Below are 15,098 nucleotides of genomic sequence, written 5' to 3' on the forward strand. Positions count from 1 at the left end.
AATCGGTCAGGGTTTCGAGCTGACCCCCCGGAGATCTTCCGGATCCACAGGGGTTGCGCAGCACGCTTTGACGCCCCACACGTCAACACGAGGAGCACTCTCTTCATGTCAACTCCCCAGCACGCACGCACCCGTTCGCGCGGCTTCCGGATCCTTGCAGTGGCCACGGGAGTCGCCACTGCAACCGGTGTCTGCATGCTCTTGTCCCCCCTCGCCGGCGCGAACACCCCCGCCGAGGGGACGGTGTACGGCCTCGGTGCCCCCGGCGCGCTCAGCGGCAGCTACATCGTCATACTCGAGAAGGACGCGGACCAGCAGGCACTCGCCAAGAAGTACGGCGGCGAGCTGAAGCGCACCTACACCTCCGCGGTCAACGGCTTCTCCGCATCCGGGCTTTCGGAGACCGCCGCCAAGCGCCTCGCCGCCGATCCGGCCGTGGGCAAGGTGGTCCAGAACAAGAAGTTCACGATCAACAGCACCCAGGACAACCCCCCGTCGTGGGGCCTCGACCGCATCGACCAGACGGCGACCGCGGGCGACAAGAAGTACACCTACCCGGACGCGGGCGGCGAGGGCGTCACGGCCTACGTCATCGACACCGGCGTACGGATCAGCCACAAGGACTTCGGCGGCCGGGCCTCGCACGGCTTCGACGCCGTCGACAACGACCAGAGCGCCGACGACGGCAACGGGCACGGCACGCACGTCGCCGGGACCATCGCGGGCACCTCCCACGGGGTGGCCAAGAAGGCCAAGGTCGTCGCCGTCCGCGTGCTCGACGACAACGGCTCGGGCACCACCGAGCAGGTCGTCGCGGGCATCGACTGGGTGACGAAGCATCACACCGGGCCCTCGGTGGCCAACATGAGCCTGGGCGGCGGCGCCGACGAGGCGCTCGACGAGGCGGTGCGCCGCTCCATAGCCGCCGGTGTCACTTTCGCCGTCGCGGCGGGCAACGAGTCCACCGACGCCGGCCAGGGCTCCCCCTCGCGGGTCCCCGAGGCCATCACGGTGGCCTCCAGCGCGGCCGACGACTCCCAGTCCTCCTTCTCCAACTTCGGCGCGGTCGTGGACCTCTACGCGCCGGGCTCGGAGATCACCTCCGACTGGAACGACAGCGACAGCGGTACGAAGACCATCTCGGGCACGTCGATGGCGACCCCGCACGTGGTCGGTGCGGCGGCCCTCTACCTGGCCGGGCACAAGGACGCGACGCCCGCGCAGGTCGCTCAGGCCCTGACCGCGGGGGCGACCCCCGGGAAGATCACCAACCCGAGCAGCGGAACCCCGAACAAGCTGCTGAAGGTGTCCGAGAAGTAGGCGGACGCGCCCGCGGGCATGCCGGGGCCGCCGCACCTGAGGGGGTTGCGGCGGCCCCGGCGTCACCGGTGGCGGATCAGCGCACCCAGGGCTTCCACACCTGCTCGTTGCGCTCCACCCACTTCTTCGCCGCCTCCTGCGGCGAAAGCTTCTCCTCGGCGATCATCAGGGCCACCTCGTTCTGCTCCTCGACGCTCCACCGGAACCTCTTCAGGAACTCCGCCGCCTTCCCGCCCGTCTCCGCGAACCGCGTGTTCAGGTACTTCTGCAGCGGCGTGTGGGGATAGGCGCAGGCGACCGCCTCCGGTTCGGCGTCGCAGCCCTCCTTGTACTCGGGCAGCTTCACCTCCGTCATCGGTACCCGCTCGAACAGCCACTGCGGCTTGTACCAGTAGGTGAGGAACGGCTTGTGCTCCTTCGCGAACTGCCTGATCTGGGTGATCTGCGCGGCCTCGGAGCCGGCGAACACCACCTCGAAGTCCAGGCCCAGGTTCTTCACCAGCGCCTTGTCGTTCGTGACGTACGAGGGGGAGCCGTCCAGCAGCTGGCCCTTGCCGCGGCTCTCGGCGGTGCCCAGCTGGTCGGCGTACTTGTCGAGGTTCTTCCAGTCGGTGACGTCCGGATGGGCCTCGGCGAAGTACGTAGGGACGAACCAGCCGATGTGACCGGTCACGCCCAGCTCGCCGCCCGCCGTGATGGTCTTCTTGTCCCGGACGTACCTCTTCTCCTGCTCCGGGTGTCCCCAGTCCTCCAGGATCGCGTCGACCCGGCCCTGGCTGAGCGCGTCCCAGGCCGGGACCTCGTCCACCTGCACGGTGTCGACCCGGTAGCCCAGCTCGTGTTCGAGCAGGTAGGCGGCGACGGCGGTGTTCGCCTGGGCGCCGACCCAGGACTGCACGGAGAGGGTCACGGTCTTCGCGCCCTCCGCGGCGGCGTACGGAGAGGTCTGGCGGGTCATGTCCGCCGCGCCGCATCCCGTGAGCACGGCGAGGGCGGTCACGGCGGCGAACGCGCCGAGGAGGCGACGGCCGCGCCCCTGATGGTGCGCCTTCATGTCAGGCCTCCTTCGCGGGCTGGGTGACCCGGTCGAGCATCAGACCGAGACAGACGATCGCGGCGCCGGCCACCAGACCGGTGGCCAAGTCGCCCTGGGCGAGGCCGAGTACGACGTCGTAGCCGAGCGCGCCGCCTCCGACGAGCCCGCCGATGATGACGACGGCGAGTACGAGCACCACCGCCTGGTTCAAGGCCAGTAGCAACGCGCGCCGCGCCAGCGGGAGTTGGACCTGACGCAGTTGCTGTGACCCGGTGGCGCCGAGGGAACGGGCCGACTCCAGGGCCGCCGGGCTGACCTCGCGCAGGCCCTCGGCGGTGATCCGTACGACGGCGGGCAGCGCGTACACGACGGCGGCGGCCGCGGCCGGCGCCCGGCCGACGCCGAACAGCGCGACCACCGGGATGAGGTAGACGAACTGCGGCATGGTCTGGCACACGTCGAGCACCGGACGCAGCACGCGCTGCGTGCGGGCGCTGCGGGCGGCCGCGACACCGATCGTGAAACCGAGCACGAGGGTGACGGCCACGGCGGCGAGCACCTGCGAGAGGGTGTCGAGGGAGGGCTCCCACACGCCCAGTACACCGATGGCGGCCAGCGCGAGGACGGCCGTCAGCGCGGTGCGCCAGGTGCCGGCGAGGAGCCCGAGCGCGCCGACCACGAGCAGGAGCAGCCACCAGGGAGTGCCCTGAAGTCCGGAGCGCAGGGGATCGAGGATCCAGCCGGTGAAGCGGGCCGCCCAGTCGGCGGTGCCTCCGACCACCGGCACTCCCGAGTAGAGGTGATCGGTCATCCAGCCGACCGCCCGGTTGACGGGCTCCGCGATCGGCACGGTCCAGGAGCCGGGCCACAGGGACGTGCCCGCCATACGGCCCGCGACGGCGGCGGCGACGGCCGTGAGGACCGTGAGCAGACGCCCGTACCAGCCCGCGAACACCCGTCGCAGCAGGGGCTGTTCGTACGAGGGCACCGGCCTGGCGCCCAGTCGCTCCCCCGCCGCGTCGGCGGTGCGGTCGAGGACCACCGCGAGCAGCACGATGGGGATGCCGGCGGCGAGCGCCGCGCCGACGTCGACCGAGGCGAGGGCCTGGTAGACGCGGTCGCCGAGGCCGCCCGCACCGATCACGGAGGCGATGACGGCCATCGACAGCGCCATCATGATGGCCTGGTTGACGCCGAGCAGGATCTGCCGGCGGGCCAGCGGCAGCCGCGCGGTCAGCAGTCGCTGGCGCCCCGTCGCACCGAGCGAGGCCGCGGCCTCCAGCACCCCGGCGTCGGCCTCGCGCAGGCCGAGTGCCGTGAGCCGGGCCATCGGCGGAGCCGCGTACACGACGGTGGCGAGCACCGCGGCGGGTACGCCGATGCCGAAGACCAGCACCATGGGCAGCAGGTACGCGAACGCGGGCAGCACCTGCATGGTGTCGAGTACGGGGCGCAGCGCGCGCCCGGCTCGCGGCGACAGCCCGGCGGCCAGGCCGAGCAGGGCGCCGACCACGACGGAGGCGGCGACGGCGACGACCATCAGGGCGAGGGTCTGCATCGTCGGGACCCACATGCCGAGCAGCCCGCACGCCGCGAAGGCGGCCGTACAGGTGAGGGCGAGCCTCAGGCCCGCCAGGCGCAGGGCGATGAGTCCGGCCAGTGCGGTGACGCCGGTCCAGCCCGCGGCGAGCAGGATGACGTACACCGCGCGGACGGACACCACCACGGCGTTGCTGACGTGCCCGAAGAAGTAGAGGAACAGCGGGTGCCCGTCACGGTTGTCGATGATCCAGTCCCCGGCCCGGCCGAGCGGCCCGGAGAGGTCCACCGAGAGGGCGGCCGGCCAGCTCCCGCCGCCCGGGAAGGCCATCGCGAGCGGCAGCAGGACCACTGCGGCGACGGCGAGGGGCAGGACCCGGCGGCCGGCGCGGTGGTCGAGCAGCAGGGCCCGCAGGCGCCGGGCCGGATTCCGGCCGGCGGCGGACCGCCGGGGACCGGTCTCTCCGGCCCGCCCCGCCCGTTCGGCCCGTCCGCCGCCGGGCGACCGCTGCGGCCGCCCGGACCGGCCTCCCGGCTCGGGCTCCCGTACGGGTCTGGTGGTGGTCGCGCTCATCCGCGCCACCTCCCCGCGCCGGCGGCCGGGGCGGCGCAGCCGCTGCGGCGCGTCATGCCGCCACCCCCCGCCCGGCCGCGGCCGGCAGACCGGCCACCACCGCGAGCAGGCCCGCGTCGTCGACGACGCCCAGGCAGCGGCCGTCGTCGACGACCCGCGCCGGGCCACCGCTGCGGGCCACGGCCTCGATGGCCTCCACCACCGTGGTCGCCGGGGTCAGGGCAGGGCCCTGGCCGGCCTCGCCGTCCGTCGCCGGGCGCATCGCGCTGCGTACCGTGAGCACCTGCTCGCGCGGCACGTCGCGCACGAAGTCCCGTACGTAGTCGTCGGCGGGAGAGCCCACGATCTCCTCCGGCGTGCCGAGCTGCACGATCCGGCCCTCGCGCATCAGCGCGATCCGGTCGCCGAGGCGCAGCGCCTCGGACAGGTCGTGGGTGATGAAGACCATCGTGCGGCCCTCCTCATGGTGGAGCCGGGCCACCTCGCCCTGCATCTCCCGCCGGATCAGCGGGTCGAGCGCGCTGAACGGCTCGTCGAACAACAGCACTTCCGGATCGGCGGCGAGGGCGCGTGCGAGGCCCACCCGCTGCTGCTGGCCGCCCGACAGCTGCCCGGGCCGGCGGTCCTCCAGGCCTTCGAGGCCGACCTTGCCGACCATCTCGGCCGCCTTGGCGCGCCGGTCGGCGCGGCTCACGCCCTGGATCTCCAGGCCGTAGGCGACGTTGTCCAGGACGGTGCGGTGCGGCAGCAGGCCGAAGTGCTGGAAGACCATGGCGGCGCGGTGGCGGCGCAGTTCCCGCAGCCGGGCCGGATCCATGGCGAGGACGTCCTCGCCGTCGATGGCGAGTGAGCCGGCCGTGGGCTCGATCAGCCGGGTCAGGCAGCGCACCAGGGTGGACTTGCCGGAACCGGACAGGCCCATGACGACGAAGACCTCGCCCCTGCGCACGTCGAAGGTGACGTCGCGGACGGCGGCGGTGCAGCCCGTGCGCTCGCGCAGTTCGGCGGCGGGCAGTGCGGCGTCCTCCGAGCCCGGCACCAGTGCGGCCTTGCGCGAGGGGCCGAAGACCTTCCACAGGCCCTGCACGGAGAACACGGGCGCGGCGGCGGTGTCGACCGCGGCGGCCGCGCCCCGGCCGGTATGCGCGGCGGTCACCGGACCTCACCGCCCAGCAGCTCGGCGGCCTTCTCGCCGACCATGAGTACTCCGATCATCGGGTTGACGGCGGGCATCGTCGGGAAGACGGAGGCGTCCGCGATGCGTATGCCCTCCAGGCCCCGCACCTTCAAGTCCGGTCCCACCACTGCCCCTTCGTCGTCGGCGGCGCCCATCTTGCAGGTGCCGGCCGGGTGGTAGACGGTGTGCGCCACCGAGCGGGCGTACGCGCTCAGCGCCTCGTCGCCGGTGACCTCCGGGCCCGGGCACACCTCGCGTGTGAGCCAGCCCGCCAGCGGCTCGGTCGCGGCGATCTCGCGGGCCAGCTTGATGCCGTCCACCAGCGTCCGGCCGTCGTAGTCGTCCTCGTCCGTGAAGTAGCGGAAGTCGAGGGCCGGTTTGACCTCGGGGTCGGCGCTGGTGAGGTAGAGGCGGCCGCGGCTGCGCGGCTTGGGGATGTTGGGGGTCAACGACACCCCGTGCGCGGGGCGTTCGTAGCCGATCCGCTCCGGATTGTCGGTGAACGGGACCTGGTAGAAGTGGAACATCAGGTCGGGACCGGGGGAGTCCGGGTCGCGCCGGACGAAGAGCCCCGCGTCGCTGTCCATCGCCGAGTTCTCGGGGATCGGGCCGTTCGTCTCCCAGACGATCACGGATTCCGGATGGTCGAGGAGGTTCTCGCCGACACCGGGCAGATCGTGGACCGGGGGAATCCCGAGCGCCTCCAGGTCCTCGCGGGGGCCTATGCCGGAGTGCAGCAGCAGGCGCGGGGTGTCCACGGCGCCCGCGCACACCACCACCTCGCGGCGTGCGGTGATCAGCGACTTCGTGCCGTCCGCGGCGCGGACGTGGACGCCGCGCGCCCGCGTGCCGTCCAGCTCCAGGCGGTACGCCCAGGTCTCCAGCAGGATCCGCAGGTTGGGGCGCTCGTCCATGATCGGGTGCAGGTACGCCACCGAGGCCGACGAGCGCTTGTTGGTCTCCGGGTGATAGGCGAGGTCGAAGAATCCGGCGCCCTCGTGGAACGGCTTGCGGTTGAAGCCCTCGACGACGGGCACGCCCAGCGCGCCCCGGGCGGCCTCCACGAAGTCACGGGCGATGGCGTTCCGGTCCGCGTCGCCGACCGGCACGATGTTGTTGAGGAGCCGGTCGAAGTACGGGTCCATGGCCGCCGCGTGCCACCCCTCGGCGCCCGCGTCCGACCACTCGTCCCAGTCGGACGGGAGCGGCTTGAAGGCGATGAGGGTGTTGTGGGAGGAGCAGCCGCCCAGCACGCGGGCCCGGCTGTGCCGGATGTGCGAGTTGCCGCGCGGCTGCTCGGTGGTGGGGTAGTCGTAGTCGAGTTCGCCGCCGAGCAGGCCCATCCACCGGCGCAGGGTCAGCACGTCGGGGCGGTCGACGTCGCTCGGGCCGCCCTCGATGACGGCGACGGTGACGTCCGGGTCCTCGGTCAGCCGGGAGGCGATCACCGAGCCGGCGGTGCCGCCGCCGACGACGACGTAGTCGTAGTCGTACTCGCGCTCGTCCTCGTGCGCGTACCGCACGTACTGGTTCGTGTCCTTGGTCATGTCTCTCCTGCCTCCTCAGCCCGCGAACCAGCGCACGGGGCGCGGAGCGAGGTTCTGGTACACGTGCTTGGTCTCGCGGTACTCGGCCAGTCCGGACGGGCCGAGCTCGCGTCCGATGCCGGACTTGCCGAAGCCGCCCCATTCGGCTTGCGGCAGGTAGGGGTGGAAGTCGTTGATCCAGACGGTGCCGTGGCGCAGCCGGCCCGCCACCCGGGCCGCCCGGTCGAGGTCCGCGGTCCAGACGCCGCCGGCCAGCCCGTACTCGGTGTCGTTGGCGAGCGCGACGGCCTCGGCCTCGGTGCGGAAGGTCTCGACCGTCAGGACCGGTCCGAAGACCTCCTCGCGCACCACGCGCATGCGGCGGTGGCAGCGGTCGAGGACGGTCGGCCGGTAGAAGTAGCCGCCGCCCGGGGGTCGTTCGCCCCCGGCGCGCAGTACGGCGCCCTCGGCGAGCGCGGAGGCGACGTACGACTCGGTCCGCTCCAGCTGGGCCGCCGAGACCAGCGGGCCGCACTCGATGCCGGGCTCGGTGCCGCGGCCGATGCGGATCTTCTCGGCGCGGCGGGCGAGTTCGGCGACGAAGCGTTCGCGCAGCGGTTCCTCGATGATCAGGCGGGAGCCGGCCGAGCACACCTGGCCGCTGTGCATGAAGGCCGCGTTCAGGGCCTGGTCGACGGCGGTGTCGAAGCCGTCCTCGGTGGCGCAGGCGTCGGCGAAGACGACATTGGGGTTCTTGCCGCCGAGTTCCAGGGCGACCTTCTTGACCGTGTCGGAGGCCGCGCGCATGACCTTCGTGCCGCTGGCGAGTCCGCCGGTGAAGGACACCAGGTCGACATCGGGATGGGAGGCGAGGCGGGCGCCGACCGGATCACCGGCTCCGGTGACGAGGTTGGCGACTCCGGCGGGCAGGCCCGCCTCGGCCAGCAGTTCGATGAGGGCGACGGTCGTCAGCGGGGTGATCTCACTGGGCTTGATCACGAAGGTGTTGCCCGCGGCCAGGGCCGGGGCGATCTTCCAGCTGGCCTGGAGCAGCGGGTAGTTCCACGGGGTGATCAGGGCGCACACGCCGACCGGCTCGTGGACGACGACGCTGTGGATGTCGGGGGATCCGGCGTCGACGACCCGGCCCGTGCCCTCGCCTGCGACGAGGTCGGCGAAGTAGCGGAAGGCGTCGACGACGCAGTCCACGTCCACCCGGCCCTCTTCGAGGGTCTTGCCCGCGTCCAGGCTCTCCAGCAGGCCGATGCGCTCGCGGTCGCGCTGGAGCAGGCCGGCCGTGCGCCGCAGCAGCGCCGCCCGCTCGGCGGCCGGGGTCCGCGGCCACTCGCCGCCGTCGAAGGCGTCCCGTGCGGCGCTCACGGCCGCGTCCGTGTCGGCGGTGTCGCCCTCGGCGACCACGGCGAGGACGGAGGCGTCCGCCGGGTCCAGGATCTCCCTGGAGGCTCCCGATATCGCGGACCGCCACGTTCCGGCTGTGTAGATGGTCTTCTGCTCCGACACGACGACTCTGTACCTCCGGGTTCCGTCAACGCGGCGGACCCGCGGTGACCTGGCAATCACCGCGCATGCCCCCTGCCCCGGAACTCATGTCCCATCCGTAACCGGAAGTGACTGGAGTCACGCCGTGGGTCCGCGGAGCCGGACCCTCAGGCGCGGCGGAACAGGTCGTCGGAGCGCGCCGGACGCGGGCCGTCCCACGCCAGGCCCGGGCGCCGTGGCACCTCGCGGCCCTGCGCGAGCCACTGACGCTCCAGGGCGTCGTAGATCGGCGCGTCGGATGCCTGCCAGAACTCCTCGGCCAGCCGGGCGAATCCGGCCCACTCCGGAGACGAAACGGTTTTCTGGTCCATACCCGGTTCCAACGACCCCGGCCGGTCCATGTGGCGGCACGTAACCGTTCCGTCATGAACCCTCACCGGCGGTGGGTCCTGGGCTGTCGGGCCACCCGGCCGCACGCCGACCCGCTCCCGTCTCGTAGAGTCGAAGGGGTGGATCAAGACAACTACCCTGAAACCAACGGCATCCCGGACCCCCGTCTGCCGTGGACGAGCCTCGGCGGCGAGAGCGCCGAGGAGTTGCTCCGCGGGACGAGCGCCCGTCTGCTGCCCGTCGAGTCGCTCACGCAGGAAATGGCCGGAAACCTGCGGTACGCGCGCCTCGTTGCCGACGGGCTCGTCTTCGCCTACGCCCTCGACGCACCCACCGGCGTGCGCATCCTGACCGATGACGACGTCGCGCGCGTCGGCATCCAGGAGCTGGGGCAGGCGGCGTACGCGAACCTGATGCGCGTACCGGTCACGCACGAGGACGTCCCCATCGAGGGGCGGGCGACGCTGCACTCCGTGTACGGCGACTCCCACTTCGTCGCCGCCAAGGCGCTCTACCTGTCGGAACTGGCCCGGCAGGTCATCGGCGAGCCGCTCCCGCCGGCCGGCGCCCTCGTCGTGGTCCCCACCCGGCACCTGCTCGCCTACCACCCGATCGCCGACGGCTCGGTGGTGGACGCCCTCAACGACCTCGCCTCCTACGCGCTCGGCGCGTACGAGGACGGCCCCGGGCCCCTGTCGCCGCGGGTCTACTGGTGGCACCGCGGCGGCCTCACCTCGCTCACGGCCATCGACCAGGACACCCGCACCTTCTCGCTGCAGCCGCCGCCGGAGCTCCTCGCCCTGATGAAGGGACTCGTCCGCCTCGACGGCGCCGGCCGCCTCGCCACCCGCGCCGCGGACCGGGCGCCCGACGTCGCCGCGCTCACCCGGGACACGGCCGAGTCGATATCCCGCCTCGCACAGGACCAGTCCGCAACGGCCGGTGCCTTCGCCTCCGCCCTGTCGCTCGCCCACGCCCACTGCGCCACCGATCCGGACGTGGCGGACGTCACCAGCTGGGACGCCTGGGCCGCCGCCGTGCAGCTCGGCTCCGCGCTGTTCACCGGAGCCGAGGCCACCCAGTGCCACCTGGGGGAGGACCACGTCGCGCAGCTGCCCGCCCTGCCCGCCGCGCCGCCCGCGGACGCACGGGCCTGGCTCGACGCGCTCTACCTCGCCGTCGTGTGCCGCCAGCACGACCGGATCGCCCGGCTGTGCCGGGTGCCGCTGGAGACGCTGCGGCAGGACGACTCCGTCGACGCCTACGTCCTGCACTGGATCGACACCCTGCAGACCTACTTCTCCGCCGACGGCTCCATGGACGCGGTCGTCGACAAGCTGGTCGCCACCATGCAGACGTCCATGCCGGAGGCCCTGACGCACGCACCGGGCGACTTCGTGAACCGGGTGGACTTCCAGCCGGCCGCCCTCTTCCACCGAATCGTCGCGCGGGACGCCGAGGCCTTCGGCGAGGCGCTCGCCGAGGCCCTCGCGGAACACGGCGGCTACTGGGACGGTTCGGCGGCGCCGCGCGCCCGGGTGGCGCTGGGCCCGCTGGCCATGGCCTGCCTGGCCCACGACCAGGGCTTCCCGGTCGACCGGACACAGCCCTGCCTGCCCGCCTACCTCGTCAACGGCCAGCGGATCGAGACGATCGCCTGACCGCTACGCGGGACCGACGATGCCGAACAGGGCACCGTCCGGGTCCCGCAGGGTGATCTCGCGGGGGAGGGGGCCGGAATCCGTCACCGTGAGGGTGCTGCCGCCCAGTGCGGTGGCCGCCTTCACGGCGGTTTCGGGGTCGGGCACCCGGAAGAGGCTGTGCCAGCGCGGCCTAAGGTGCGGATCGGGAGCCTCCGCGAGCCCCCCGCCGTGCAGGCGGGCCACCGTCCGGCCCGCGTGGCGCAGCAGGATCCGGTCGCTTTCCTCCATGTAGGAGACCTCGCAGCAGCCGGCGTGATCACAGGCCCACTCCAGGACCTCGCCGTAGAAGATCGCGGCGTCGAAGGCGTTCCGCGTCCGCAGCTCCAGCCAGGCCGGAGCGGCTTCGCCGCCCATACCCCAGTCGGGGATGGCGTCCCCCTGCCAGATCCCGAAGACCGCCCCGTCGGGGTCGGCGCCGATCGCGGCCCTTCCGGTGCCGAAGTGCAGGGGGCCGACGGCGACGGTACCGCTGCGCTCGAGGATGCGGGCCGCCGTGATGTCGGCGTCGTCTACGGCGAAGTACGGGGTCCAGGCAACGGGAACCGTGATCGCCGGCGGCAGGGCGCCGAGCCCGGCCACCGGGACCCCGTCGGCGAAGCCGACCGAGAACCCCTCTCCCAGGTGGGCGGGCCCGAATTCCCAGCCGAGGACCGCCCCGTAGAACTCCTGGGCCGCGCCGAGGTCGCGGGCCATCAGACTGACCCAGCAGGGCGCGCCGAATGTTTCGTGACTCGATGTCGACACGACTCTCAACCCCGTCCGCCGGTGCCCCCGGGAGACCCTTCCACGGTACTCGTGGGAGCGGCCGGAAGCGGTGCGTAGCTGCGTGAATACCATCAGTCGGATCGGCCACATCTTCGTACCGAGCCCGGGCCAACCCCACGACAACACGGCGGACGGGCACCCGGGCGGCGCAGCGCATCCCCGGATGGCGTCAGCGCAACGCGGCGAGTTCGCTGACCTGCCGGGTGGGCGTGCCCATGAAGAGGTCAGCCGGCGTGTGCGGGCCGTAGGCGAGGTTGAGGGTGTCGAGGCGGTACGTCCACGCGTCGCCGTGCGAGCCCGCGAAGCGGTGGTTCACCTGCCAGCGCAGCCATTCGCCACGGGCGAGCCGGACCGCAGGCGGCCGCCGCCATCTGCGCGGCATCCCGAACGGCGTCACGGCCGGCTGGACCCGCAGCAGACCGTCCTCTTCCCGCAGGAGCACGGAGGGCTCCGCGTCGGGCTCGGGCGGGACCGAGTGGGTGACGAACCGCGGCTCGAACGCGTCGGCTTCGTGCATCAGGACCTCCTGCACGAACGGCGCTGCGGTGCGCGGCAGCGGGAAGGCGACCGGGGCCGCGTTGCGGAGCGCGGCTCCCGGCCCTCCGCGTGACTGTTTGGTCCACGACGTACGAACCCACTGCACCACTGTTTCCACGATCCCGATCCTCGGGCACCGCATCGATGCGTCGCCAGTCCATTTCCGCCGGGGCCGGTACCGAACCCCGGCCGCCGGCCGGGACGGCCCCGGGGTTAGCCTCGGCGGATGACTGGGATTCCCGTGCCGCAGGTCGTCACCCGGCACGTCGACGGGCAGATCCGTGCCTACGACGTGGCCTCCGGCGGTTTCGGCCGGCTGGAGCCCGTCGCGGTGTTCCGGCCGCTCGACGGTGACGAGGTCGTGGCTTCGGCCGTGCCGGCCGACCTGCAGCGGGTCGTGTACACCACGCTGAACTCCGCCGTCTGCCTCACGCGCGCCGGCGACGTGGTGTGGACATCGGCGTTCGAACCGCACTCCGACCAGCCCTACGGCCACCGGCCCGGCTGTGCGCTGTCCCGGGACGGCCGTACGGCGTGGGTCTACCGGCCGGACGCCATGGCGGGCCGCGGGGGAGCGGACCAGTGGGTCGCGTACGACGTCGGCAGCGGAGCGGTCGTGGCCCGCACCGAGCTGGAGACGGTCGGGCACGGAGGCATCCAGCTCGTGCACCCCACCGACGGCAGCGTCTACCTCGACGTCGGCGAGGGCCAGGACGGCTCCGTCATCATCCGGGGCGCGGTGCCGGACGACGGCGAGCCGGAGTTCGTCACCTACCCGTGGGACGACCGCTGCCTGATCGGCCTGTCGCCGGGCGGCGAGCAGTTCATGTCCGTCAACCACGACCAGTCGGACGTCGCCTTCCACCGGCACCCCTCAGGCGACGTGATCTTCACCCTCCCCGTGGAGGCCTTCGGCCACGACCCGGACCGGGTCTTCGTGGAATGGGCCGGCGGCTACCTGACCCCGGACACCGCCGTCGTCGCCCTGGGCGGCGAGAACGAGGACGACGACGCGCAGGAGTGGTTCCGCTACCACCTGGTCGACGTGCGCACGGGTGCGGTCGGCGGCGAGCTCACCGTCGAGGCGGACAGCGCGTACGAGCTCCAGCCCCTCGGCGACGGTTCCTGGCTCACCGCAGGCCCCACCCGCCACCCGATCCGCTGGTCCGGCACACCCCAGCCGTAGCCGCACCGGCCGCCGGGCCCGCCGGGCGCGCCCGGCGGCCACGGTCGGGTGACAATGGGGCCATGGCTGGCGCAGGTCTGCCGTCGGACGGTGCGGCGCCCCCGGGCGAGGGGCGCTACGGAGAGCGGGTCTTCCGTCCCGACGAGGGAGGCGAGGGCGACCGGATCGACCTCGGGGCCCTCACCTACGACGAAACGACCATGACCCGACTGCGGCTGCTCGGAGCCGGACCCGGCTGGCGGTGCCTGGACGTGGGCGCGGGCACCGGAAGCGTCGCGCGAAGGCTCCTGGAGGAGGCGGGCGTCGCCGAGGTCCTCGCGGTGGACCGCGACGTACGGTTCCTCGCGGCGCACCCCCTGCCCGGACTGACGGTGCGGCAGGCGGACATCACCGCCGACGACTTCACTCCCGGGCTCTTCCACCTCGTGCACGCCCGGTTCGTCCTCATGCACCTGCCCTTCCCGCAGCGCATGGTCGCCAGGCTGAGCCGGCTGCTCGCCCCCGGCGGAGTACTGGTCATCAGCGACGCCGTCGACCTGACGACGGACTCCGCCCCCGACACGCCCTACACCCGCGCCATGCGGGCCATGTGGCAGGGACTGCGCGCCACCATCGGGACCGACGTCTCGCGCGTCCCCCGCCACCCCGAGCTGCTGCGCGCGGCCGGGCTGGAATCCGTAGCGGCCGAGATCCACGTACCGCCCCTCGAACCCGGCAGTGCGATCAGCCGGTTCTGGGCCGACACCTGGGACCGCGCCCGGGAGGCCATGGCGGGAACGGGCCTCGTCGACGACGCGCAGATCGACGAGGCCCTGCGCTACCTGGATTCCCCCCGGTGCACCGGACTGTCACCGGGCATGCTCACGACCTGGGGCCGCCGGGGTCAGGGACCCGCCGCCTGAGCGGCGGGTACGACCGCCACTCCGGTCAGGCGCTTGAAGTCCCCGCCCGAGGCGAGCACCTGCTGCGCCCCGGTCGCGGGGTTCACCCGGAACAGGGTGCCCACGCCGTTCAGGGCCTCGTTGTCGGTGATCAGGAGGCTGCCGTCGGCCTCGATCGCCAGCGCCTGAGGGGCGGCGAACCCACCACCGGAGGCCACGGTGGTCTGCGCCCCGCTGACCGGATCCACCCTGATCACGCCGCCACCGAAGCCGGCGAAGGCATTGGCGTCGGCAACCAGGATGCCGCCGTCACCGCCGACCGCCACCCCGATGGGGCTGCGCAGCTCGCCGCCAGAGGTGACCGTCGTACGGGATCCGGTGGCCGGGTCGACGCGGACCACGCGGGCCGACAGGGCCCCGCCGCCCGCCATGGCCTGCTCGACGACGAGGATGCCGCCGTCCGCAGCGGTGCACAGCTTCACGGGCCTCGGCGGAGTATCGCCTCCCCCCGTGCCCTCGCACACCACGGTCTGCTCACCCGTGGCGGGATGGACCCGGATCACGGCGCCGAACCCGCCCGCGAAGCTGTCGGCGACCAGGATGTGCCCGTCGGCCTCGACGGCGACATCGACCGGGGCGGCGAACTTCCCGCCGGACGACACCTCGCTCTGCGTCCCGCCCCCGGCGGGCAGCCGCAGCACCGCGCCGGTCCCGGGGAAGAACCGGTCCTTGCTGATCAGGACGCTGCCGTCGGCCGCGAGGGCGAGCCCGGTCGACCCCTGGAGCTCGCCGCCCATGGCGAGCAGCCGCGCCTCGCCGGTGACCGGGTCGACGCGGAACACCGCACCGGCGCAGCCGAAGGCCTGGGAGTCGCAGAGCAGGATCGTGCCTGCGGGAGGACGTTCCTGGACGGCCATGGCAGCTCCTCGGGAGTAGGGACGGCCCGGCCACTCAACCCCACCAC

At 72.8% G+C, this 15,098-nt stretch carries 13 protein-coding genes; 4 read left to right on the forward strand and 9 right to left on the reverse strand.

From position 1 onward, the window contains the following. Positions 1-105 precede the first annotated feature (105 nt). The gene (locus ACFTXQ_RS02325; RefSeq protein ID WP_382635016.1) at positions 106-1,320 is read left to right on the forward strand and encodes a S8 family serine peptidase; all 1,215 of its coding nucleotides are present in this window, start codon (positions 106-108) and stop codon (positions 1,318-1,320) included. 76 nt (positions 1,321-1,396) lie between these two features. On the opposite strand, the gene ACFTXQ_RS02330 is transcribed toward ACFTXQ_RS02325, so the two are convergent. The 6 genes from ACFTXQ_RS02330 to ACFTXQ_RS02355 form a co-directional block, all read right to left on the reverse strand. Continuing rightward, positions 1,397-2,374, reverse strand: coding sequence for an ABC transporter substrate-binding protein (locus ACFTXQ_RS02330; protein WP_382635017.1), 978 nt, complete (start codon positions 2,372-2,374; stop codon positions 1,397-1,399). 1 nt (position 2,375) lies between these two features. Beyond that, entirely contained in the window at positions 2,376-4,469 is a 2,094-nt protein-coding gene (locus tag ACFTXQ_RS02335; RefSeq protein ID WP_382635018.1) for an ABC transporter permease subunit, read from the reverse strand. Between the two features lie 52 nt (positions 4,470-4,521). Continuing rightward, positions 4,522-5,625 (reverse strand): glycine betaine/L-proline ABC transporter ATP-binding protein, encoded by a 1,104-nt coding sequence (locus ACFTXQ_RS02340; RefSeq protein WP_382635020.1) that lies wholly within the window; start codon positions 5,623-5,625, stop codon positions 4,522-4,524. Then, entirely contained in the window at positions 5,622-7,193 is a 1,572-nt protein-coding gene (locus ACFTXQ_RS02345) for a GMC family oxidoreductase (RefSeq protein WP_382635022.1), read from the reverse strand. Before ACFTXQ_RS02345 ends, ACFTXQ_RS02340 begins: the two co-directional genes overlap by 4 nt. 15 nt (positions 7,194-7,208) lie before the next feature. Next, a complete protein-coding gene (locus ACFTXQ_RS02350; protein WP_382635024.1) occupies positions 7,209-8,693 on the reverse strand; it encodes an aldehyde dehydrogenase family protein in 1,485 nt (494 codons plus the stop codon). A gap of 146 nt (positions 8,694-8,839) precedes the next feature. Then, positions 8,840-9,043 carry a hypothetical protein gene (locus tag ACFTXQ_RS02355; RefSeq protein ID WP_382635026.1) on the reverse strand — a complete coding sequence of 68 codons (204 nt, stop codon included), beginning with the start codon at positions 9,041-9,043 and terminating at the stop codon, positions 8,840-8,842. A 138-nt stretch (positions 9,044-9,181) separates the two neighbouring features. Here ACFTXQ_RS02355 and ACFTXQ_RS02360 point away from each other — a divergent pair, with 138 nt between their 5' ends. Continuing rightward, complete coding sequence (locus ACFTXQ_RS02360; RefSeq protein ID WP_382635028.1) at positions 9,182-10,723, forward strand: immunity 49 family protein; 1,542 nt, start codon at positions 9,182-9,184, stop codon at positions 10,721-10,723. Between the two features lie 3 nt (positions 10,724-10,726). Here the strand turns inward: ACFTXQ_RS02360 and ACFTXQ_RS02365 are convergent, their stop codons facing one another. Both ACFTXQ_RS02365 and ACFTXQ_RS02370 read right to left on the reverse strand, forming a co-directional pair. Next, positions 10,727-11,458: a VOC family protein gene (locus ACFTXQ_RS02365; protein WP_382635117.1), complete on the reverse strand. Its 732-nt coding sequence runs from the start codon at positions 11,456-11,458 to the stop codon at positions 10,727-10,729. A 241-nt stretch (positions 11,459-11,699) separates the two neighbouring features. Further along, complete coding sequence (locus ACFTXQ_RS02370) at positions 11,700-12,185, reverse strand: hypothetical protein (RefSeq protein ID WP_382635030.1); 486 nt, start codon at positions 12,183-12,185, stop codon at positions 11,700-11,702. A 108-nt stretch (positions 12,186-12,293) separates the two neighbouring features. Here ACFTXQ_RS02370 and ACFTXQ_RS02375 point away from each other — a divergent pair, with 108 nt between their 5' ends. Then, positions 12,294-13,253: a hypothetical protein gene (locus ACFTXQ_RS02375; RefSeq protein ID WP_382635032.1), complete on the forward strand. Its 960-nt coding sequence runs from the start codon at positions 12,294-12,296 to the stop codon at positions 13,251-13,253. Positions 13,254-13,315: 62 nt separating this feature from the next. Further along, positions 13,316-14,155, forward strand: a complete 840-nt coding sequence (locus tag ACFTXQ_RS02380; protein ID WP_382635034.1) for a class I SAM-dependent methyltransferase — start codon at positions 13,316-13,318, stop codon at positions 14,153-14,155. On the opposite strand, the gene ACFTXQ_RS02385 is transcribed toward ACFTXQ_RS02380, so the two are convergent. After that, positions 14,137-15,051: a hypothetical protein gene (locus tag ACFTXQ_RS02385; protein WP_382635036.1), complete on the reverse strand. Its 915-nt coding sequence runs from the start codon at positions 15,049-15,051 to the stop codon at positions 14,137-14,139. The genes ACFTXQ_RS02380 and ACFTXQ_RS02385 overlap by 19 nt on opposite strands. Positions 15,052-15,098 lie beyond the last annotated feature (47 nt).

This window comes from Streptomyces sp. NPDC057010 (assembly GCF_042673805.1).
Taxonomy (GTDB): domain Bacteria; phylum Actinomycetota; class Actinomycetes; order Streptomycetales; family Streptomycetaceae; genus Streptomyces.